Consider the following 21,661-nt stretch of genomic DNA (forward strand, 5'->3'; position numbering starts at 1 on the left):
GTGCTAATAGCATTTCGACTCCTTTCATAACTTGGCGGTTTAAAAAAGAGAGAAATCTATCAAGCACCATCTTTTTATTCAATATTTTTTCAAGTAATTATAATTTTCTTATCCATAACTGGCGTTACCTACTAATAAGGATACGCCCTAATGCAGTAAGTAATATCGAGATTCCAGAGAAATTTAAATGAAAAATTCCAAATAAAAAGGCAATTTTAAAAACACTACCAATGACAGAGCCGTCTTTATGAATAAGTGAACCAAGTGGGATTACAGTCTCATAAATTTCTGAAGGGACGCGCATTTTTTTCGTTGCTGTTAAATTAACTGAAATACTGGCAGCGCTACTGCAGGTAGCAATCGCAGTGATCAGAGGCAGAAAAATATTAGACCAGAATAATTTAATGCCTTGCATTTTTCCGGCCAGATAAAGCATATGCCGTAAAAGCATGGTGGAAAGATGGTGACAATCAGAAGAGCATAAATCGCAGCAATAAGTCCTGTGAAGAGAAAAATCAGGGTCGTATAAAAAATAATTCTACTTAATTTACCTACCGAGCCAAGTCGAGCGATAGTCGAGGCAATACTGAAAAAAATTAATGGTACAATTGTAGTAAAAATTAAATTAAGAAAAATTTCTCCCCAAGGTTTTAAATAGGGAGTAACCTCACCTACGTAATAACCAGTGTACCCTCCCAGTACAATAGAAGTGAGTAAAATAAAGGAGAGTGTTCATTTAACTGTGTCAGCACAGAAATTTAACTTAACTCCCAGTTCAAACGTCCTTCAAAAAATATTTGTAACTGAGAGATAATTAAGGCCCAATTGTGCATGGGTTGATTCCATTTTTCCATTACTTTTTGACAAGCACAGTAAATAAGTTTAATAAGCGCGTTTTCACTGGTAAAAGCTCCTTTATTTTTTGTGTACTGGCGATGAAAGCCTTCAATGATGTTGGTCATGAATATAATGATAATCAAATAATCGAAAGTGAGCACGTGTTAATCACATTAGATTTAAAATCTCTGTTTGGGTTATTTACTCAAAATTATGAGTTGCAAATTTTATAAGAATAATAAGCAACGTCCTGATGGGTTTATAGAATAAGTGCTTTATAGCCATAAATGTCGATTTATGGTAAATAATAATAAGGATTTGGTAACTTAAATCCTTTCTTGGCATAACCGCCTTTTAAATCACTGTACTGATCACCAATAGTAGCAATAATGGTGTAACCGCGTTGTGTAATCAGTTCTCGGATATGAGATTTAAAAGGGATAATGGACTTATTAGTGTAGTGATCCGGACGCAAATAAAGTCCACCCCATTGAGTATAACCTATACTCACCAAATTCTTTTTGGTAGCGTCAAGTGCTACTTGCGATCTTCCACTAACAAAAAATACCTTAACACCGTGATGTAGAGCCTTTTTGTATAAAGCCAACATGGGTTGAATAGCTGGAGAGTCTGCATTCATGATGTCGTGATGAATCTGTTCATGGGTACCAGAAAAGTCACGTTTGCTCATATATTTATAATTAGATAAACTGGTTTCATCAATGTCTAAGACAATAGCTAGCTTTTTATGTGGTTGCTGTTTTTGGTTAATTATCGTTTGGTGCACAATGAATTGTTGCGCATTCTGGATGACCTTAGTTAACTCTTTCTGATAAAGGCCAGAGTTGTAATAGTTTTTAACTTCATTTTTTACAATAGTCAGATTGGGTGGCTCAGAAAAAATTGGCGCTGAAAAAAGTATCGTATTAAGTGTAAGTACCATGAAGGTCAATTTATTTAAGAGAAAGTTTTTCATCATATATCCACCTTTACTGATGCGCTGCATTATATAATGGCCTCAGTTTTTGTCAAATATTTGAAATAAAAATATTCAATTTGGTATTCAATGGTATTTTTTTGCTATGTTAATTCTTTTTTTAATTGAAGGTCTTTCTTTATGAATACAGCAACTGTGTTACTAATGCAGATACTTTGCAATTGACTTATTCAAATGAAGCGTTTTTATAGTTCGTCAGTTATAATGAGTTTTTATTTTTATTAACTTGCGATTCCTATGCATTTGAAGCAATTGAAATTAGCGGGTTTTAAATCCTTTGTCGCTCCCACCGTAGTGTATTTTCCGAGTCAATTGGTTGCGGTGGTGGGCCCCAATGGGTGTGGAAAATCCAATATCATTGATGCCGTACGTTGGGTTATGGGGGAAAGTTCTGCCCGAAATTTAAGGGGAGAATTAATGACGGATGTTATTTTTAATGGTTCTTCAAATCGTAAGCCCGTAGGTCAAGCTTCTGTTGAACTTATTTTTGATAATAGTTTGGGACGTTTAAACGGTCCTTTTGCAAGTTACGGGGAAATTTCTGTAAAGCGAGTGGTTACTCGTGATGGGGATTCTTCTTATTACATGAATGGTGGACGCTGCAGGCGTAAAGACATTACCGATATTTTTCTCGGTACAGGAGCGAGTGCACGTGGTTATTCGATCATAGGTCAAGGTACAATTTCCCAATTAATTGAAGCGAAACCAGAAGATTTAAGAGTATTTCTTGAGGAAGCTGCGGGAGTATCCAAGTATAAAGAACGTCGCAAAGAAACCTTGCAACGGATTGCTCATACACGTGAAAACTTAATTCGAGTGGCAGACATCAGAGAGGAGCTCGATAAACAATTACAGCGCTTGGAGCGTCAAGCGAAAGCTGCTGAACGTTATCTAATGCTTAAAAACAAAGAGCAATTATGCCGTGCTGAAATTCTGGCGCTTAAATGGCAGGATTTAGGAGCTCAGCAAGAATTAAAACGAAGTGAATTACAGGATTTAGTTGTAGGTCATGAGCAACAGCAAAGTGTGTTAACTAAAGCAAATATGGAAGGTGTAGTTTTAGACGAAAAACTTCATGAGCTAGAAGCACAAACCCAACAAATTCAAGCAGCTTTTTATCAGTTGGGAACAGAAATCGTACGTTTAGAAGAAACCATTCAACTGCAAGCGCGTGAAAAAAAACGGCTACAGCACGATCAGCAGCAAATGCAAGAGGATTGGCAGGTTGCTGAAGAACAACTGAAGGCGGATCAGGAAGAGTTACTTAGTTGCCAGCAGAATGTAGCACAATTAAATGAGCAGTTAGAACAATGCAGAGAGCAATTTAAAAAACAAGAACTGCATTGGCAAGACAAACAAAAGCAACAGGCACATTGGGATTTAAATTGGCAGACAGTACAAACGCAAACTAATAATCTGAAAAGAGAGTTAGAGGTCACACAAGTTAATGCCCAATACGTTGCACAAAAACAGCAGCAAACTTTAATTCGTTTAGAAAAGCTTAAATTAGAACAAGGGTTCATTTCGCTTAGCGATTTACAGCAAAGCAACAAAGATTTGATCGAACAGAGGGTCAAATTAATAGAAAATCAACAATTTGAGATGTTGCAATTGAAGTATTGTCAGGAACATTGCAACCAATTACGCATCAAAGTTCAGGAAACGGAACAACAATTGCATCAACTCCAAGATGATTTTCATTGTGACCACAGCGAATATGCGGGATTAATGGCGGCCCAACAGGCAGCTAGACACGAGTTACAATGCAGTAAAGACGGTGTCAAAGAATGGTCTGATAAACTGCGATTGATGGATGTGTTGCAGGTGGAAGCAAAATGGCAAGTAGCTTGTGAGCGTGTTTTAAATGACGTGTTGCACGCTTATGTGCTTGAAACGTTTGATGAGTTATGGTCACACCGTGAGGTATGTGCACGCCAAGGTGAATGCATTGTTTCCTTAAGAACATTAAGTGAAAATTCAGCATCTCATCCTTGTCTTGTTGATAAGATTCAAGGAAATATTCCTGCAAATACTTATCCCTTGGAGCATATTTTTGCTGCAGAACATATTGATGAAGCCTTAAGTTGGTTACCTGATTTATTGGAGCATCAATCCATCATCACTCCTGATGGAGTTTGGTTAGGTAAGAATTGGGCGAAATTTTCGCAAAAAAACGAGCGCGATGAACTGGGTGTATTGGCACGTCAACAGAAAATAATTGATTTAACGGAGATTGTGGCAAAATTGCAGCAAAGAATCGCAGCGCTAAGAACACAGCGCGATCAATACCACCAGCATTTACAAAAAAATTTAAATGATGCTCAATTGCAGCAACTTAAAGTAAATACCAGTAATGATGCTTTATCAGCTCATAATCTGGCTTTAAGCATTAATGAACAAGCAATTGTCCATGCTGAAAAACTTAGAGCTACTTTAGCTGTAGAGTGCAATGAATTGCAAAAGGTTCTTGAAGAAACATCAAAAACACAATTAACCATTAAGACACAATTACTGGATTTGCAAGGCCAGTGCATTAACTATGAACTGCAGCAAGAACAATGTATGCAGGAAAAACAGCAATGGGTGTATGAATTGACTGTGCAAAATAAACAAGTAGAAGAAACACGTAGAGTACTGCATAATGTGGAATTAGAGCATGAGTGGGGAAAAAATAAAATACAACAGCTCGCTGAACAAATAAATCGGGGACAAAAGCGTCTTAACATTTTACAGGCGCGTCTGGAAAATTTGACCCTGAGGAGCTTACAAATTGAAAAACCAGGAGCTGAACTTAAAGATCAATTAGCGCAACAATTATTAAATCATGCAGAAATGGAATTGCAATTGGCTACAAGTCGTGAGCAAGAGTCACAATTGCGAATGGAACTCAAAGATCTTGAAAACAGGAGTTTAAAATGTGATGTTGAAGTAAAGCGTATCCAAGAACTTATAACCCAGGTGCGTATGCAGGAACACGCTTTGTCAGTACGCGCTAGCTCGGTTCTAGAGGCGCTTGCTGAGTTAGATTTGCAGGTACACGCTTTATTGCTAAATATACCCAAAGGAACAACGCAAAATATACGTGAAAATGAATTGATTACACTAATGGAACAAATTAAGTGCCTGGGGGCAATCAATTTGGCGGCAATCGAAGAGTTTGCCGACGAGCAGCAACGTAAAGTGTATTTAGATAGTCAACATTGTGATTTGAGTGAGGCTTTACTAACACTGGAGACTGCAATTGAAAAAATGGATAAGGAAACTCGCTTACGTCTTGAAACTACCTTTGAGGATGTGAACACCTCGTTTAAGGCGCTTTTTCCGCGGCTTTTTGGAGGGGGTAAAGCACAGCTCGAATTGACTTGTGAAAATCTGCTAGAAGCTGGTATTGTAGTAATGGCACAACCGCCTGGAAAACGAAACAGTACGATTCATTTGTTATCGGGTGGAGAAAAGGCAATGACCGCGGTGGCATTGGTATTTGCTATTTTTCAGTTAAACCCTTCACCTTTCTGTATGTTAGATGAAGTAGATGCACCTTTAGATGATATTAATGTTGGGCGTTTTTGCGCTATGGTAAAAGAAATGTCACAATTTGTACAGTTTCTCTTTATTACACATAATAAAGTAACAATGGAGTTGGCAGATCATTTAATAGGGGTAACTATGGGAGAGCCGGGAGTCTCTCGTTTAGTTGCAGTTGATGTAACGCAAGCTTTAACTATGGAGTAAATGATGCAAGCAAATTGGAGCTTAATTCTTAATGTCCTGTTGTTAATTGGTGTAATTGTGGCAATTGGATACTTAATGAAGGCTCGCAGGAAAAGTTTAGGTGAAGGGCGCTATCAACCTAACCTGGGAGTGGAAGAAGAAAAACTTTTAGACAATAAGTATAGTTATCAGGAGGACATTATTGCAGTACGGAAAGTAAATACATCATTTTCTGAAGTTAATGACAGTATTTCATCGGAAAATCTCGAGGTAAGATCATCACAACCACGTTTGATATCTGATGAAGAAGGAATGGTTTTATTAAAAGCTGAAACTAAAACAACACCCAGTCTTAATGGACGTTTTATAAAAGAATTTAATGAAGCAGAGGTTGGTACTACACTGATAATGTTTTTAGTTGCGAAAGAAAATAGACAATTTGCTGGATATGAATTATTACAAACTGTTTTAGCGGCGGGTTTGCGTTTTGGTGAAGATGGTTTATTTCATCGTCATCAACTCGCTCGTAGTGAGGGAGCCATTATATGCAGCTTGGCCGCAGCAACTGCTACCGGTATTTTTGATTTACAAAATATAGGTGCATTTAGTGTCCGTGGTTTGTGTCTCTTCATGCAGTCAACCAATAATCATGATGGGGATACGGAGCGATTTTCTATGATGTTAGATACTGCAAGACTATTAAGTGAGGGTTTAGATGCGCATTTGTTAGACGATCAACGTCAACTCTTAACCGAAGAACGTATCGAACGCTACTATAATCAATTACAATTAAATTATTCTCATTTGGAGGCTGTGTAATTTTCGTACTTACATAAAACTGAGCTAGTGTTAAGTCAAAATGGACTGGTTTTAGAGCAGCGAGAAGCGCAGAAATGAGTCCATTTTAGTTAAGATAGTAGATATATCTATAGGCACTAATATAAATTAGGGTGTGTAAGGCACCACAGAAGAATTCTCTGCATTCATGCGATATCCCTTGAATTCTAAGCTAAAGTGTTAGTAAACTAGACTTTTAGTCTTCTTTAATTAACATGAATTTAACTACCATTGCTGCATTACTTGCTCAATCATGTCAGATAAATGCTGAAATTACTGTTGTTGGTACTGATAGTCGTGAACTCAAACCCGGTAGCTTGTTTATTGCTATTCAGGGTGAGCGTTTTAACGGACATGATTTTATTAAAGAAGCAGAAGCACAGGGTGCTTTAGCTGCGGTGGTGAAGTATGCGGTTTCGGGTATAAAAATCCCTCAGTTCGTGGTTGCAGATCCATTACTGGCTTTAGCAAAAATTGCTGCTGCTCATCGACAAAACATTCATTGCCCGGTAATTGCATTGACTGGATCAAATGGCAAAACGACGGTTAAAGAAATGATCGCTGCTATTTTGCCTTCACCTTCACATGCGACCAAAGGAAATCTAAACAATCATATTGGTGCGCCATTAAGTGTATTGCAGTTAACTAACCAGCATCGTTATGCTGTTTTTGAACTGGGCGCAAATCATCCTGGGGAAATTGCTCATACAGTCGCTGTAGTACATCCTGATGTGACGTTAATTAACAACATTGCTCCGGCCCATGTAGAAGGTTTTGGTTCTATTGATGGAGTTGCTCGAGCCAAGGGCGAAATCCATCAAGGTTTAGCCATGACAGGAATTGCAGTAGTAAATGATGATGATGCTTATGCGCATTTCTGGGATGAAATTTTATTTAATAAAAACGTTCTTCGTTTTTCTATCGAACATCCTGCTGATGTTTATGCAGAAGATATTCTCTTGGATGCTCGTGGTTGTGGGCAATTTTCTTTAATATTGCCTAATGGGCACGCGGTTATTCAATTACAGGTTCCGGGGGTACACAATATTCGTAATGCTTTAGCTGCCGCCGCATGTTGTCATGCGGTTGGAGTGACAATTAAAGATATTCAACAGGGATTAAATAATTTTGGTGGTGTAAAAGGACGTTTGACTGTTCTTTCTGGAAAAAATCAGTCTACAGTGATTGATGATACCTATAATGCCAATTTACGCTCAGTCTTGGTGGCGTTAGAAGTTTTAGCCGAACGTTCCGGTAAAAAAATCTTTGTGTTTGGTGATATGGGTGAATTGGGTACTTGGGCTACTCAGCATCATCAGGAAGTAGGGCTTGCCGCGCGTCGATTAGGAATTGATTTATTATTAAGTTATGGTTCGTTCAGTAAGTTAGCAGCAGAGGCATTTGGTGCAGGGGGTGAGCACTTTACCAATCAGAACCATTTGGCTCAAAATCTTATCAAAAAGTTGTCTTCTGATACAGTTGTTTTAGTAAAAGGATCTCGATTCAGTGCTATGGAAAAAATTGTGAGTAAACTGCTTAATTGATGCAGTGTGTGTGATATGATTGGCCACTTTTTTGCCCGTTACTCTGGATTTTATTAGGTGTTGCATCATTTTTTGAGTGATAGATAAATTGATTTGATGTAAGACCATTGAGATAGATTCAAGTTACTACTTAACAAGAGGAAGAATTATGCTCTACTGGTTAACGCAGTTATTTCAAGGACAATATCATGCGTTACGTGTTTTTCAATACTTAACGTTTCGATCTATTCTGGCTGCTTTGACTGCACTTATTGTGGGATTAGTTTGTGGTCCTTTGACTATCCATTGGTTACGCACGCTGCAAATCGGTCAAATGGTTCGTAATGATGGTCCACAATCACATTTATCAAAAGCTGGCACACCAACCATGGGCGGCGTATTGATTTTGTTAGCCATTACTGTTAGTTGCTTGCTCTGGGGAGATTTACAACAATCCAGTTTATGGCTTGTGCTGCTAGTGACCTTGGGCAACGGTGTTGTGGGTTGGATCGATGATTATCGTAAATTAGTATTAAAAAACAGTAAAGGCTTGCCAGCTCGCTGGAAGTTTTTTTGGCAGTCCGCAATTGCATTAATTGCAGTTGTTTATTTATACATGAATGCTACTTTGCCCGTGCATACCCAGTTAATCTTACCTTTCTTTAAATCCGCAACACTAGGATTAGGTATTTTTTTCCCAATCTTAGCTTATTTTGTTATTGTTGGAAGTTCTAATGCAGTGAATTTAACGGATGGCCTGGATGGCTTGGCAATTATGCCTATAGTTATGGTTGCTGGCGCTTTAGGTATTTTTGCATATGCTTCAAGTAACGTGGTTCATGCGCATTATTTAGGTATTCCTTTTGTCCCCAATGAAGGAGAGTTAACTATATTTTGTGCTTCTATTGTTGGTGCAGGACTTGGTTTCCTTTGGTACAACAGTTATCCTGCTCAATTATTTATGGGGGATGTAGGTTCTTTAGCTTTAGGTGCTGCAGTGGGGATAGTTGCTGTTGTTGTCAGACAAGAACTGGTATTGTTAATGATGGGTGGTTTGTTTGTGATCGAAACACTTTCAGTTATTTTACAAGTGGGTTATTTTAAATACACTCGCGGTAAACGTTTGTTTCGAATGGCGCCTTTACATCATCATTTTGAATTAAAAGGATGGTCAGAGCCGAAGATTATTGTAAGGTTTTGGATTATTACGGTTGTATTTGTGTTATGCGGATTGGCTACTTTAAAACTTCGATAGGCAGAGTGCATTCATGAAACATCCTTTATATTTAGTTGCAGGTTTAGGTAAAACTGGACTGTCAGTAGCAAGGTATTTGCATCGCAACAATAAATCGTTCGTTGCTTTTGATACACGTTCAGAAGCACCCAATTTAGCTGAATTTTCAACTGAATTTCCTGACATTCAAGTTTATGTACAACACGTTCCAGAGGATGTATTTAGCCAATTAACGGATATTATAGCCAGTCCAGGACTATCATTAGATACTCCTTTTTTACTACGGGCTATTCAAGCTGGTATCGCTGTTTATAGTGATATTGAGTGCTTGGCGCGTGAAATTCATACCCCGGTTATTGCGATTACTGGAACCAATGGTAAATCGACTGTGACAACTTTGGTCGGTGAAATGGCCAGAATAGCAGGATATAACGTTGCCGTAGCTGGTAATATTGGTACACCCGTATTGGATATGCTTAATGATGAACATCACTATGATTTGTGGGTTTTAGAGTTATCCAGTTTTCAATTGGATTTGACTTATTCTTTAGCACCTGTTGTTGCAACCATTCTTAATGTGTCTCCCGATCATTTGGATCGCCATCACACTATGGATGCATACGTGCAAGCAAAGCAACGTATTTATCATAAGACACAACTTGCTCTTTTTAATCGTGATGATTCGTACACTGTACCTGCAATTCAAGTAAATTCTATTTCTTTTGGTAAAGAAGAGCCTGGAGCAAATAATTGGGGATTAATAAATTTAGAGGGTAAAGTGTACCTGGCGAAAGGTAATACTTGCTTTTTACCTACAGAGTCGGTATTAATCAAAGGAGTACATAATTGGTTCAATGCGCTTGCCGCATGTGCCTTGGCCGATGCTGTGGGCATTCCCCAACATCATATTATTAAAGTACTCACGACTTTTCCAGGTTTATTTCATCGTTGTCAATGGGTGAGAACCCTTGATGGTGTTGACTGGATAAATGACTCAAAGGGGACGAATATCGGTGCAACCAGTTCTGCGATTAATGGACTAGGAGGTTCTATGCAAGGAAAGATTGTGCTTATTGCTGGTGGACAGGGAAAGGGCGCTGATTTTAGAGAATTGACTCAAGCTGTAGCTGATTTTGTGCGTGCCATCGTTTTAATTGGCGAAGATGCGGATAAAATAGAAGCTGCATTAGACACTGTAGTGCCCATTGCTCGAGCCTCTTCGCTGGATAACGCAGTTGCGTTAGCTAAGACCCAAGCTAAGCCTGGTGATGTTGTTTTACTATCTCCAGCATGTGCTAGCTTAGATATGTTTCGTGATTTTAATCATCGCGGGGCGTTGTTTACCTCCCTAGTAGAGGGATTGTAACTTAATGCGACCGAGACATGTCAACCAAAGGGGTAAACCAGTCAGTAGACCTATTTCTCTCTATGATAAATGGTTGATAGGCGTCGCTATTGGTTTATTGATTATTGGCTTGATGATGGTTGCTTCAAGCTCAGTAATGATTTCTACTAAATACTTTCATCAGCCCTTTCATTTTTTGATTCGTCAGGCTTGTTATTTATTTGTAGGCTTAATGGTTGCCTTAATAGTGGTTCGAACGGACAGTAGTTTTTGGGAACGTATTAGTATTCCCATGCTGGTAGTCTGTTTGTTGATGCTGCTTATTGTCTTAATTCCTGGAATTGGTCGTACAGTTAATGGAAGTAGACGTTGGTTGGCTTTCGGACCTGTAAGTATTCAAGTCTCTGAAATGGCCAAATTGGCAATCATTTTTTATCTCTCCGGCTATTTGGTGCGTCAACAAAAAGCGGTTAGTGAAAGTATAGTAGGCTTTATTAAACCGATGGTGATCTTAGGTTTGATTTCTGTGTTGCTCTTGCGAGAGCCAGATTTCGGGGCCACAGTGGTAATTTCGGGCACAGTAATGGCTATGTTATTTTTAGGTGGGGTTAAATTAAGGTATTATATAGGCTTAATGTTAGTAGTGATTGGGGTACTTGCTTTTTTGGCTGTTTCTTCTCCTTATCGACTCGCCCGATTAACGGCATTCCTGGATCCTTGGGCAGATCAGTATAATAGTGGTTATCAGTTGACGCAATCATTGATTGCTTTTGGTCGAGGTAGTTGGTTTGGCACAGGTTTAGGGGAAAGTATTCAGAAATTATTGTACTTACCTGAAGCACATACTGATTTTTTGTTTGCTGTTTTAGCTGAAGAGTTAGGTTTAGTAGGCATTTTAACGGTTATTATTTTATACAGTATCCTAGTGATTAGAGGAATGACTATTGCATATAATGCTCATGTTCAGGCTCGTTTGTTTGCATCATACACGGCTTATGGTTTGACTTTTTGGTTGGGTTTGCAGACTGCTATTAATATGGGTGTTAATTCAGGTTTGCTGCCAACTAAAGGATTAACTTTACCGCTGATGAGTTATGGTGGTGCAAGTATGGTAATTAATTGTGTGGTCGTTGCATTATTATTGCGTATTGATCATGAAAATCGTTGGCAGGCTCTAGGATTGAGTCCACTGTCGACATAAGGGGGAATTGTGAGCAATTCAGGACAATTTATAGCTCTACGGATGGGGCGAGTAAAACAAATTCATTTTGTTGGAATTGGCGGTGTTGGCATGTGTGGTATTGCAGAAGTTTTGCATAACCAGGGTTATCTTATTTCTGGCTCAGATATAGGTGAAAGCAGTACAGTACAACGATTAAAGTCTTTAGGTATTTCTGTTCATTTTGGACATAAAGCCGAACATATGCAAGATGCTGATGTAGTGGTTCGTTCTTCAGCTGTTGGCATGGATAATCCTGAAATAGTTGCTGCTCGTGAACAGATGATTCCAGTAATTCCCCGTGCTGCCATGCTTGCTGAGTTAATGCGTTTTCGCCATGGCATCGCTGTGGCTGGAACTCATGGTAAAACTACAACCACTAGTTTGGTAAGCAGCTTATTGGCTGAAGGTGGACTGGATCCGAGTTTTGTGATTGGTGGCAAATTAAATAGTGCTGGTGTGAATGCCAAGCTGGGTCAATCACCTTATTTCGTAGTGGAAGCGGATGAGAGTGATGCCTCATTCTTATTCCTCAAGCCAATGATGGCCATAGTGACTAATATTGATACGGATCATATGAGCACCTATGAAGATGATTTTGAAAAATTAAAAGCAACATTTCTTGAGTTTTTACATCATCTACCTTTCTATGGTTTAGCTGTAGTCTGTATTGATGATCCTGAAGTTCGTAGCATTCTGCCATTTATAGAGCGTTCTACCCTAACTTATGGATTTAGTGACGAAGCTCATTATTGCGCTGCTGATTGGATACAGAATGAGTTGGTTAGTGAGTTTACTGTAAGACGACCAGCACCATACCCACCATTAAACATCAGTTTTCAGTATCCTGGTCGTCATAATGTATTGAATGCTTTAGCAGCAATTGCGATTGCAACTGAATTAGGTATTGATGATGCAGCAATTATTAACGCTTTGGCAAAATTCCAGGGAGTAGGACGCCGTTTCCAAATGTTGGGAGAAAAACAATTTGAGAAGGGTGCAGCTCTTGTTGTGGATGATTATGGTCATCATCCGCAAGAAATTTTATCAACTATTGATGCCTTTCGTCGGGTATGGCCCAATAAACGTTTAGTCCATGTATTTCAACCTCATCGTTACAGTCGAACTCAATCATTGCATGACCAATTTGTTAATGTACTGAGTCTTTCTGATAAACTATTTTTATTCGATATTTATTCGGCTGGAGAAAGTGCTATCGCTGGAATAAGCAGTGAGGTGCTGGCCCAAAAAATCAGAAGTAAGGATAAAAATGTCACCCTGGTGGATGAACAATCACTTAAAATCCAGCTTGATAAGTTTATTCAGGATGGTGATGTGATCTTGATACAGGGTGCTGGAAACATTGGTCAAATTGCCATGAATCTGATGAAGAACCTGTGAGAATCAATATGAATACAGTAGAGAAAGAGTGTGAGCAGAAAACCGAATATCAAGGCACTCTATTGTGTAATGAATCCTTGGCAGAGTATACAACCTGGCGTGTTGGTGGGCCTGCAGCCAGGCTTTATAAACCTGCTCACACTATTGATTTGGCATTATTCCTTCGTAATTTGCCGGCTAGCGAGCCTTTATTATGGTTAGGTTTAGGTTCTAATTCACTAATTAAGGACATTGGTTTTTCAGGCACTGTGGTGCTTACTCAAGGATGTTTAAAAGAAATCAAGCTTTTAGATACTAATACAGTTAAAGTGGAGGCGGGAGTCTCATGTGCCAGCATGGCGCGTTTTTGTGCGCGAAATAATTTGTCTGGCGGTGAATTTTGGGCAGGAATTCCGGGGACGATGGGTGGTGCCTTGCGGATGAACGCAGGTTGTCATGGTAGTGAAACCTGGCAATCAGTTGTTGAGCTGCAAACCATGACACGCAATGGTGAAATTAAAATACGAAAACCAGAAGAATATGAAGTAGCTTATCGACATGTCTCTGGATTAGCAGATGAAGGGTTCATTTCAGCCACTTTTAAATTACCTTCTGGAAAAAAGGAAATTTCTTTGCAAGTCATTAAAGATTTGTTGGCACACCGGGCAAATACTCAACCGACGAATGAATATAATTGTGGTTCTGTGTTTAGAAACCCCCCAGGGAATTTCGCGGCACAACTTATTGAGTCGTGTGGATTAAAAGGACATAGTATTGGCGGAGCGATGATTTCTCAGAAGCATGCCAATTTTATTATCAATCATCAAGGTTCCGCGACAGCAGCTCATATTGAAGCCTTGATTGATTTGGTACAAACTAAAGTTCGTGAGCAGACAAAAATTGAGTTAATGCGTGAAGTACATATTATTGGAGACTCTTAATGTCCAAACCTATCAACTTGGTGTTGCTTTATGGTGGAAAATCTGGCGAGCATGAAATTTCATTAGTTTCAGCTGCTTCTGTTTTTGCACATTTAGATACTGAAAAATATCATATTATTCCTGTTGCTATGGACAAAGAGGGTTCATTTCATGTGAATCAGTATGAGGATTTATTAGCTTATAAAGACAAGCTTCCTGTCGTAACAGAACATTCTAAGCCTCTAGAAAACTTACTGAGGAATGGACGTTTAGCAGTTGATGCCGAAGTTGTTTTTCCTGTAGTTCATGGGCCTTTATATGAGGATGGTTGTTTACAGGGAATGCTGGAATTAGCTGGCGTCGCTTATGTAGGTTGTGATGTATTGTCCTCGTCTATTGGTATGGATAAAGATATGGCTAGAAGAATAGTGTGCATCGATGGTTTAAAATCGGCGCGTTACAAAGTTTTATCCTGGCATGCTTCTGCGGCTGAAAGACAGCGGTTTTGTCAGGAAGTTGCTGCTGAATTTGGTTGGCCTTTATTTGTTAAGCCCTGTGCAATGGGTTCAAGTGTAGGTATTCATAAAGCAAAAAATATAGATGATCTTATCGTTGCGGTGGATGATGCCTTACGTTATGACGAAGAGATATTGGTTGAGTCTTTTATTGAAGGCCGTGAAATTGAATTATCCGTACTTGAAAATACTATACCCTGTACAGCACCAAGAGTGAGTGTTGCTGGTGAAATTCGTGTTCATCATCCAGATGGTTTTTACTCCTATTCTGCAAAATACTTAGATAACAATCAAACTGAATTAATTATTCCCGCTTCTTTAAGTCCATCATTGCAAGAAAAACTAAAGCAGGCAGCTGCAGATATTTTTATGCGTCTAAAATGTAAGGGGATGGCGCGAATCGATTTTTTTGTCAATGATAAGACTGAAACGATCTATTTTAATGAAATAAATACCTTGCCTGGTTTTACTTCGATCAGTATGTATCCAAAATTGTGGCAGGAAAGTGGTTTGGCTTATGCAGATTTACTTGATGAGTTAATTCGTATGGCAATGGTACATTGGCATTGTCGTAAACATCTAGTAACCAACTATCTATGAGCGTAATGACTAAAAACAAGGACAATGACTACTGGGAGAGGGTACGTTATATGTTCCTCCTCTGGGGTTTAATCTTTAGCGCAATAGTTTTGGCAGGGCGTCTGGGTTGTTATTATTTGTTTAGTCCAGATTTCTTTCCAATTGCAACGTTTAAAGTTGCAGCAAGTTATGAGTATGTCACTCATAAGGAATTACAGGATGTATTAGCAAAATATGCGGGCGATAGCTTTTTTAGCCTGCCACTGAGCGAATTGAAAAATGAATTAAGTTCAATGAGCTGGGTGGATACAGTGACTGTAGAGCGTGATTGGCCGGATACAGTAAAAATAAAGCTTGTTGAAAAAAAACCGGTTGCCATTTGGGGTAATGCTCTAATGACTGCAGAGGGTAAACTTTTTAATGAAGGCAAAGTATCTCAGGATATGATTATGCCGCGATTAAAAGGACCGGTATCTCAACAAACAGAAGTCTTACAAGTTTACGAAAAATTGAGTAAGATATTATCAATGTATGGATTGAATGCTATTGGTCTGCATTTAAGAGACAATCAATCCTGGGTATTGCTAATGGGTAACAACGTAAAAATATACTTAGGAAAGAATGAGTTAGAGGCACGGCTGCTGCGTTTTTGTAAGGCATATCCCGCAGTTTTTGCACAAAAAGCAGATCAACTGGCAAGCGTGGACTTACGTTACCCAAGAGGCATGGCAGTGCAGTGGACACAACAAACGGAACGATAATGGCTAAAAAAATAGAAAAAAAAATTATCACTGGCTTGGACATAGGTACTTCAAAAATTATTGCGCTTATTGGCGAAGTAACGTCCGATGGAACAATAGAAATAATTGGAATAGGCCGTCATCCATCCCGTGGTTTAAAACGCGGAGTTGTAGTTGATATTGAAGCTACAGTTCATTCCATACAACGCGCGGTTCAGGAAGCTGAATTAATGGCGAATTGTGAAGTGCGAACCGTTTTTGCCGGCATAGCAGGGAGCCATATTCGCAGTTTAAATTCTCACGGAATTGTTGCAATTCGCGATAAAGAAGTGTCGCAAGCTGATGTGGAGCGAGTTATAGAGACCGCCAAAGCGGTAGCAATTCCTGCGGATCAAAAAATTCTGCATATTCTACCTCAACAATTCATTATTGATTATCAAGGCAGTATTCGTGAACCTATAGGAATGGCTGGGGTACGACTTGAATCACGAGTACATTTAGTTACCGGTTCAGTAAGTGCGGCACAAAATATTGTAAAATGCGTGCGTCGCTGCGGGTTAGAGGTCAGTGATATTATTCTGGAGCAATTGGCTTCCAGCCATGCAGTTCTTACAGAAGATGAAAAAGATCTTGGTGTGTGCCTCATTGATATTGGCGGTGGGACTACGGATATTGCTGTATTTGTTGATGGTGCGATTCAACATACCGCTGTAATTCCTATTGCTGGGGATCAAGTAACCAATGATATAGCTATGGCCTTACGTACACCAACTAAAGCTGCAGAATCTATTAAACTCAAGCATGCCTGTGCATTACCTGAATTAGCAAATTCAAGCCAGATGTTGGAAGTGCCAAGCGTGAATGATCGACCTGGGAGAAAAATTTCTGCTAAAGCTCTAGCTGATGTAGTGTTTGCGCGTTATGAAGAATTATTTACTTTAGTTCGTAATGAATTATGTCGAAGTGGTTTTGAAGAAAGAATGGCTGCAGGTATTGTTATTACTGGGGGGGCTTCAAATATACATGGCGCAATTGAACTTGCTGAACTTTGTTTTGAAATGCCAGTAAGAAAGGGCTTTGCTCATCATGTAGTCGGATTAGCAGAGGCTACAGAAAATCCTGCTTTTGCTACTGGAGTGGGATTATTGCTGCATGGTTTCCAACAACAATATGATGCACGTTATAATATCCCTGCAATGAGTGAAAATTCGAAAGGTATGTGGATACGTATGAAAGAGTGGTTTCAAGGAAATTTTTAAACAGGCAGGCTGTGATAAGAGGAAATTTTTAATAGTTGCTATTACAGAATGAACATATGAGGAGCACGGTTATGTTTGAATTAATGGAAGGTCAGTTGCAAGGTAATAATGCGGTAATTAAAGTAGTTGGTGTCGGTGGTGGTGGTGGGAATGCTGTTGAGCATATGGTTGCTGAAAATATCGATGGTGTTGAGTTTATCTGTGCCAATACAGATGCTCAAGCATTAAGAGCATCTAATGCAAAAGTTCATGTTCAATTAGGGGATGAACTTACTAAAGGTTTAGGTGCTGGCGCAAACCCCCAAATTGGTCGCGAAGCCGCTGAAGAAGACCGAGAGCTGATTAGAGAAATTTTAACTGGCGCAGATATGATATTTATTACTGCAGGAATGGGCGGTGGTACTGGAACAGGTGCTGCACCTGTATTTGCTGAAATTGCTAAAGAATTAGGAATTTTAACTGTTGCAATTGTAACGAAACCATTTTCTTTTGAAGGTAAACAACGTGCATTAGCAGCTGAAGAGGGGATTCGTCGTTTAGCAGAACATGTCGATTCATTAATTACTATCCCTAACAATAAATTACTCAGTGTTTTAGGTAAAAATATTAGCTTGTTAAATGCATTTAAAGCTGCAAACAATGTATTACTGGGCGCTGTAAAAGGTATTTCTGATTTGATTACCCGTCCAGGTTTAATCAATGTTGATTTCGCAGACGTGCGTACAGTAATGTCTGAAATGGGCATGGCAATGATGGGAACTGGTAGTGCAGTTGGTGAACAAAGAGCACGCCAGGCAGCTGAGGCGGCAATTGCGTCACCGTTATTAGAAGATGTGAATTTCTCAGGTGCACGAGGAATTCTAGTTAATATTACCGCTGGCCTTGATATGTCAATTGGTGAGTTTGAAGAAGTCGGTGATGTGGTTAAAGAATTTATTTCTGATGATGCTACTGTAGTTGTTGGAACAGTAATTGATCCCGAAATGACTGAAGAAATGCGGGTTACAGTTATTGTTACGGGTTTGGGAGACACAAGACAGCGTCATCAACAGGCACAACCACAGCAAGCACATCGTGCTCGTTTGATTGAAACGATGAGAAGCGATGGCTCATTCGATTATGAACAATTGGACAGACCTGCCGTAGTACGTAAACAAGTGCATTTAGCAACAGCAACTTCAGGTGAAGGTAAATCAAATAGCGAGCACGTTTCTGATATGGATTATCTTGATATACCCGCTTTTTTACGTCGTCAAGAAGAAGCATAGTGAGTTTTAATGAGTGACTGTAGCCAAAGCTGGATACAGTCATTAATAAATTTTGAGAGTATCTTAAGCCAATTATAAAAAAATAGACTACACTGTAAATTGTTGGTAAAATCGCTGAGTTTTTGCCTGCAAAATAAATATTGAAAGGAATGAGAAACAAGGTGAGCACTGAATGATAAAACAAAGAACTCCTAAAAAGGTGATCCAGGCTACTGGCGTGGGATTGCATTCGGGTGAGAAAGTGCTTTTAACCCTAAGACCTGCTCCTGTAAATACTGGTATTGTTTTTAGGCGAGTAGATCTTTCTCCGGTAGTAGAAATTCCCGCTTCTTACGAGCATGTTGGTGATACTATGTTATGTACCACGCTTCACCATGGCCAGGTTAAAATTGCTACGGTGGAACATCTGCTTTCAGCTTTGGCAGGTTTAGGTATTGATAATGCCTATATTGATGTCAATGCACCTGAGTTACCAATTATGGATGGGAGTGCGGCCCCATTTGTTTTCCTTATTCAATCGGCAGGTATTTGTGAGCAAAATGCTGCGAAACGATATATTCGTATTACCAAACCCATCCGTGTAGAAGATAATGATAAATACGTTCAATTTTATCCCTATAACGGATACAAAATTTCATTTACTATTGATTTTGATCACCCTGCTTTTAACGATAAACCGCAAACAGTCAGCTTTGATTTTTCAACCACTTCTTATGTGAAACAGGTATCTCGTGCCCGTACTTTTGGTTTCCTTTCTGATTATGAAAAATTACGTGAGTGTGATTTAGCGAAAGGAGGCAGTTTAGATAACGCGATTGTTGTTGATGACTACCGTGTCCTTAATGATGATGGACTTCGTTTTGAATCAGAATTTGTTACTCACAAAGTTCTGGATGCTATTGGTGATCTTTATCTATTGGGTTCTAGTTTAATTGGTGCTTTTGAGGGCTGTAAATCGGGTCACGAACTGAATAATCGATTATTACGCGAATTAATGGTCCGACAGGATGCCTGGGAATATACCTATTTTGATGCAGAAGACTATCCTCCAGTATTACACACTGAATTTTTTCCTGTCGAAGCATAATATTTTTTCTTAAAGATATTCTTTTAATTCGTTTGACATCCTCAGATGTTAGTTAATTATTGGTAAAGGAATAGCGTCATGAAATTTAATATAAAACTTTTTACTATTGCTTTACTGTGCAGTTTCTCTGTAGGCCTAGTATTTTCTGCAGATCTTAAATCACATAAATTACAAGCTGATAATGCACTTCATATGGACTGGCTTGATCCAACGATTTCACCAGCCCAGGATTTTTATACTTATGCCAATGGAAACTGGCAAAAAAATAACCCTATTCCGCCGGAATATTCAAGTTGGGGTAGTTTTAATAGTGTCAGTGAAAAAATGCAGACTCTTATTCATCAGATGCTTATTGCTATTGCAGCTAATACTAAGGTTAAGCAAGGTAGTATTGAACAGAAAGTAGGCGATTTTTACTTTAGCGGAATGGATGAAGGCAGCATTAATCAATTAGGTATTAAGCCTTTACAAGTTGAATTTGATCGTATTAATGCCCTCAAAAATTTAACAGATTTACAAAATGAGATAGCGCATTTGCATCAAATAGGGATTAATGTTTTTTTTGGTTTTTGCAGCATGCAAGATTATAAAAACAGTAAAAAAATGATTGCCACTGTAGTACAAGGAGGTTTAGGGCTGCCTAATAGAGATTATTATTTACAAGATAAAGCCAAATTTAAACAGATTCGCGAGGCCTATGTAGCTCATATGACCAAGATGTTTGAATTATTGGGCGATGCACCCCAAAAGGCGGCAACTGCAGCAAATACAGTTATGAAATTAGAAACTCAATTAGCTCAGGTTTCTATGTCTCCGGTAGAACAACGTAATCCTCATGCGATTTATCATATTATGGATCAGGAGCAATTAGCGCAAATTACCCCAGGTTTTTCCTGGCCTGCTTATTTCGCTGCTATGGGTCAGAATAATCTCAAGAGTATTAATGTAGCAATGCCAGACTTCTTTAAAGCACTGGGTACGCAATTAAATAATGTGCCTTTACATGATTGGCAAATCTATTTGCGTTGGCATCTAATTGACGATTTAGCTTCTTATTTATCAAAGCCTTTTGTCGACGAAAACTTCAAGATGCTTACTGCCTTAACAGGCACTGAAAAAATATTGCCACGGTGGAAACGAGTTGTAGCTACTGAAAATGGAGCTTTGGGTTTTGCAATTGGTAAAATGTACGTCGATCGCTATTTTTCCGCAGCAGCTAAACAACAAGCATTGGATATTCTTAAGAATATTCGTTTTGTTTTGCGTGAAGATATTAGTAACTTGGCTTGGATGAAACCGGAAACTCGCCAAGCAGCATTAAAAAAATTAGATTTAATGGAAGAACGTGTGGGTTATCCATCTAAGTGGTGGGATTATTCTTCTTTAAAAATTGATCGTGGTTCTTATGTATTAAATGTAATTCGTGCGAATCAATTTTTAATTAAACGCGACCTTGATAAAATTGGCAAATCTATTGATCGCAGCGAATGGGCTATGGCACCACAAACAGTGAATGCTTATTATGATTCGTCAATGAATAATTTGAATATCCCTGCAGGAATCCTGCAAGCACCGTTTTTCGATCCTAAAGCGCCAGCAGCAGTAAATTATGGAGCTATTGGATTTGTAATGGGACATGAAATGACCCACGGATTTGACGATCAGGGAGGGCAATTTGATGGGAATGGGAATCTAAAAAATTGGTGGACACCCTCGGATCTAGTTAAGTTCAAAGCCGCAACCCAATGTATTATTGATCAGTTTTCACACTATGCCGTTAATGAAGACATGTACGTACAAGGAAAATTAGTAGTGGGTGAAGCCACTGCTGATTTAGGAGGCATTACTATAGCGTATAGAGCTTTTCATCATTCTAATGCTTACAAAAATGCCAAAACTATTGATGGCATGAGCCCCGATAAACAATTCTTTTTAGGAGCCGCACATGTTTGGGCAATGAATATAAGACCACAGCAATTACAAAATCAGGTTACAACAGATCCTCACCCCCCTGCAAAATATAGAGTCAACGGCAGTTTGGCAAATATCCCACAATTTCAATCAGCATTTAATTTGCCAGATGGAAGCTCTATGGTGAATAAGCAGCGTTGTGTTATTTGGTGATTATTTAATTTTTCTTTTATCAAATGAAGTAATGTAATTGCCTTTTATATGATCATTGGGTAGACTTAATGCTCATTTAAATAGGG

At 38.9% G+C, this 21,661-nt stretch carries 15 protein-coding genes and 2 pseudogenes; 14 read left to right on the forward strand and 3 right to left on the reverse strand.

The annotated features are described in order from the left end of the window. Nucleotides 1-126: 126 nt before the first annotated feature. From WA877_RS04230 to WA877_RS04240, 3 genes and pseudogenes are all read right to left on the reverse strand, one after another. Nucleotides 127-720, reverse strand: a pseudogene (locus WA877_RS04230) (cation:dicarboxylate symporter family transporter); the annotation flags it as partial. 38 nt (nucleotides 721-758) lie between these two features. Beyond that, a pseudogene (locus tag WA877_RS04235) lies at nucleotides 759-971 on the reverse strand (IS256 family transposase); the annotation flags it as partial. Between the two features lie 161 nt (nucleotides 972-1,132). After that, nucleotides 1,133-1,813 (reverse strand): HAD family acid phosphatase, encoded by a 681-nt coding sequence (locus WA877_RS04240; RefSeq protein WP_425169702.1) that lies wholly within the window; start codon nucleotides 1,811-1,813, stop codon nucleotides 1,133-1,135. Between the two features lie 258 nt (nucleotides 1,814-2,071). Between WA877_RS04240 and smc the strand changes: the two genes are divergently transcribed. The 14 genes from smc (at nucleotide 2,072) to WA877_RS04310 (ending at nucleotide 21,575) form a co-directional block, all read left to right on the forward strand. Next, complete coding sequence (smc, locus tag WA877_RS04245; RefSeq protein ID WP_425169690.1) at nucleotides 2,072-5,566, forward strand: chromosome segregation protein SMC; 3,495 nt, start codon at nucleotides 2,072-2,074, stop codon at nucleotides 5,564-5,566. Nucleotides 5,567-5,569: 3 nt separating this feature from the next. Continuing rightward, entirely contained in the window at nucleotides 5,570-6,364 is a 795-nt protein-coding gene (locus WA877_RS04250; RefSeq protein ID WP_425169703.1) for a cell division protein ZipA C-terminal FtsZ-binding domain-containing protein, read from the forward strand. A gap of 233 nt (nucleotides 6,365-6,597) precedes the next feature. Then, the gene (locus tag WA877_RS04255; protein ID WP_425169691.1) at nucleotides 6,598-7,926 is read left to right on the forward strand and encodes a UDP-N-acetylmuramoyl-tripeptide--D-alanyl-D-alanine ligase; all 1,329 of its coding nucleotides are present in this window, start codon (nucleotides 6,598-6,600) and stop codon (nucleotides 7,924-7,926) included. A 148-nt stretch (nucleotides 7,927-8,074) separates the two neighbouring features. Then, a complete protein-coding gene (gene mraY, locus WA877_RS04260) occupies nucleotides 8,075-9,160 on the forward strand; it encodes a phospho-N-acetylmuramoyl-pentapeptide-transferase (protein WP_425169692.1) in 1,086 nt (361 codons plus the stop codon). Between the two features lie 13 nt (nucleotides 9,161-9,173). Further along, a complete protein-coding gene (gene murD, locus WA877_RS04265; protein WP_425169693.1) occupies nucleotides 9,174-10,505 on the forward strand; it encodes a UDP-N-acetylmuramoyl-L-alanine--D-glutamate ligase in 1,332 nt (443 codons plus the stop codon). A 4-nt stretch (nucleotides 10,506-10,509) separates the two neighbouring features. Next, nucleotides 10,510-11,685, forward strand: a complete 1,176-nt coding sequence (gene ftsW / locus WA877_RS04270; protein WP_425169694.1) for a putative lipid II flippase FtsW — start codon at nucleotides 10,510-10,512, stop codon at nucleotides 11,683-11,685. A gap of 9 nt (nucleotides 11,686-11,694) precedes the next feature. Further along, entirely contained in the window at nucleotides 11,695-13,104 is a 1,410-nt protein-coding gene (murC, locus tag WA877_RS04275; RefSeq protein ID WP_425169695.1) for a UDP-N-acetylmuramate--L-alanine ligase, read from the forward strand. A gap of 8 nt (nucleotides 13,105-13,112) precedes the next feature. Continuing rightward, nucleotides 13,113-14,024 (forward strand): UDP-N-acetylmuramate dehydrogenase, encoded by a 912-nt coding sequence (murB, locus tag WA877_RS04280; protein ID WP_425169696.1) that lies wholly within the window; start codon nucleotides 13,113-13,115, stop codon nucleotides 14,022-14,024. Then, nucleotides 14,024-15,118, forward strand: a complete 1,095-nt coding sequence (locus tag WA877_RS04285) for a D-alanine--D-alanine ligase family protein (protein ID WP_425169697.1) — start codon at nucleotides 14,024-14,026, stop codon at nucleotides 15,116-15,118. The genes murB and WA877_RS04285 overlap by 1 nt, the downstream gene beginning before the upstream one ends. Before the next feature lie 50 nt (nucleotides 15,119-15,168). Next, the gene (locus WA877_RS04290; protein ID WP_425169704.1) at nucleotides 15,169-15,858 is read left to right on the forward strand and encodes a cell division protein FtsQ/DivIB; all 690 of its coding nucleotides are present in this window, start codon (nucleotides 15,169-15,171) and stop codon (nucleotides 15,856-15,858) included. Beyond that, nucleotides 15,858-17,096 (forward strand): cell division protein FtsA, encoded by a 1,239-nt coding sequence (ftsA, locus tag WA877_RS04295; protein ID WP_425169698.1) that lies wholly within the window; start codon nucleotides 15,858-15,860, stop codon nucleotides 17,094-17,096. Before WA877_RS04290 ends, ftsA begins: the two co-directional genes overlap by 1 nt. Before the next feature lie 71 nt (nucleotides 17,097-17,167). Continuing rightward, nucleotides 17,168-18,364, forward strand: a complete 1,197-nt coding sequence (gene ftsZ / locus WA877_RS04300) for a cell division protein FtsZ (RefSeq protein WP_425169699.1) — start codon at nucleotides 17,168-17,170, stop codon at nucleotides 18,362-18,364. 172 nt (nucleotides 18,365-18,536) lie between these two features. Then, nucleotides 18,537-19,451: a UDP-3-O-acyl-N-acetylglucosamine deacetylase gene (gene lpxC / locus WA877_RS04305; RefSeq protein WP_425169700.1), complete on the forward strand. Its 915-nt coding sequence runs from the start codon at nucleotides 18,537-18,539 to the stop codon at nucleotides 19,449-19,451. Between the two features lie 78 nt (nucleotides 19,452-19,529). Continuing rightward, nucleotides 19,530-21,575 carry a M13 family metallopeptidase gene (locus WA877_RS04310; RefSeq protein WP_425169701.1) on the forward strand — a complete coding sequence of 682 codons (2,046 nt, stop codon included), beginning with the start codon at nucleotides 19,530-19,532 and terminating at the stop codon, nucleotides 21,573-21,575. Nucleotides 21,576-21,661: the final 86 nt, after the last annotated feature.

Origin of the sequence: Legionella sp. (assembly GCF_049790535.1) — a bacterium.
In the GTDB taxonomy this organism is placed as follows: Bacteria; Pseudomonadota; Gammaproteobacteria; order Legionellales; family Legionellaceae; genus Legionella.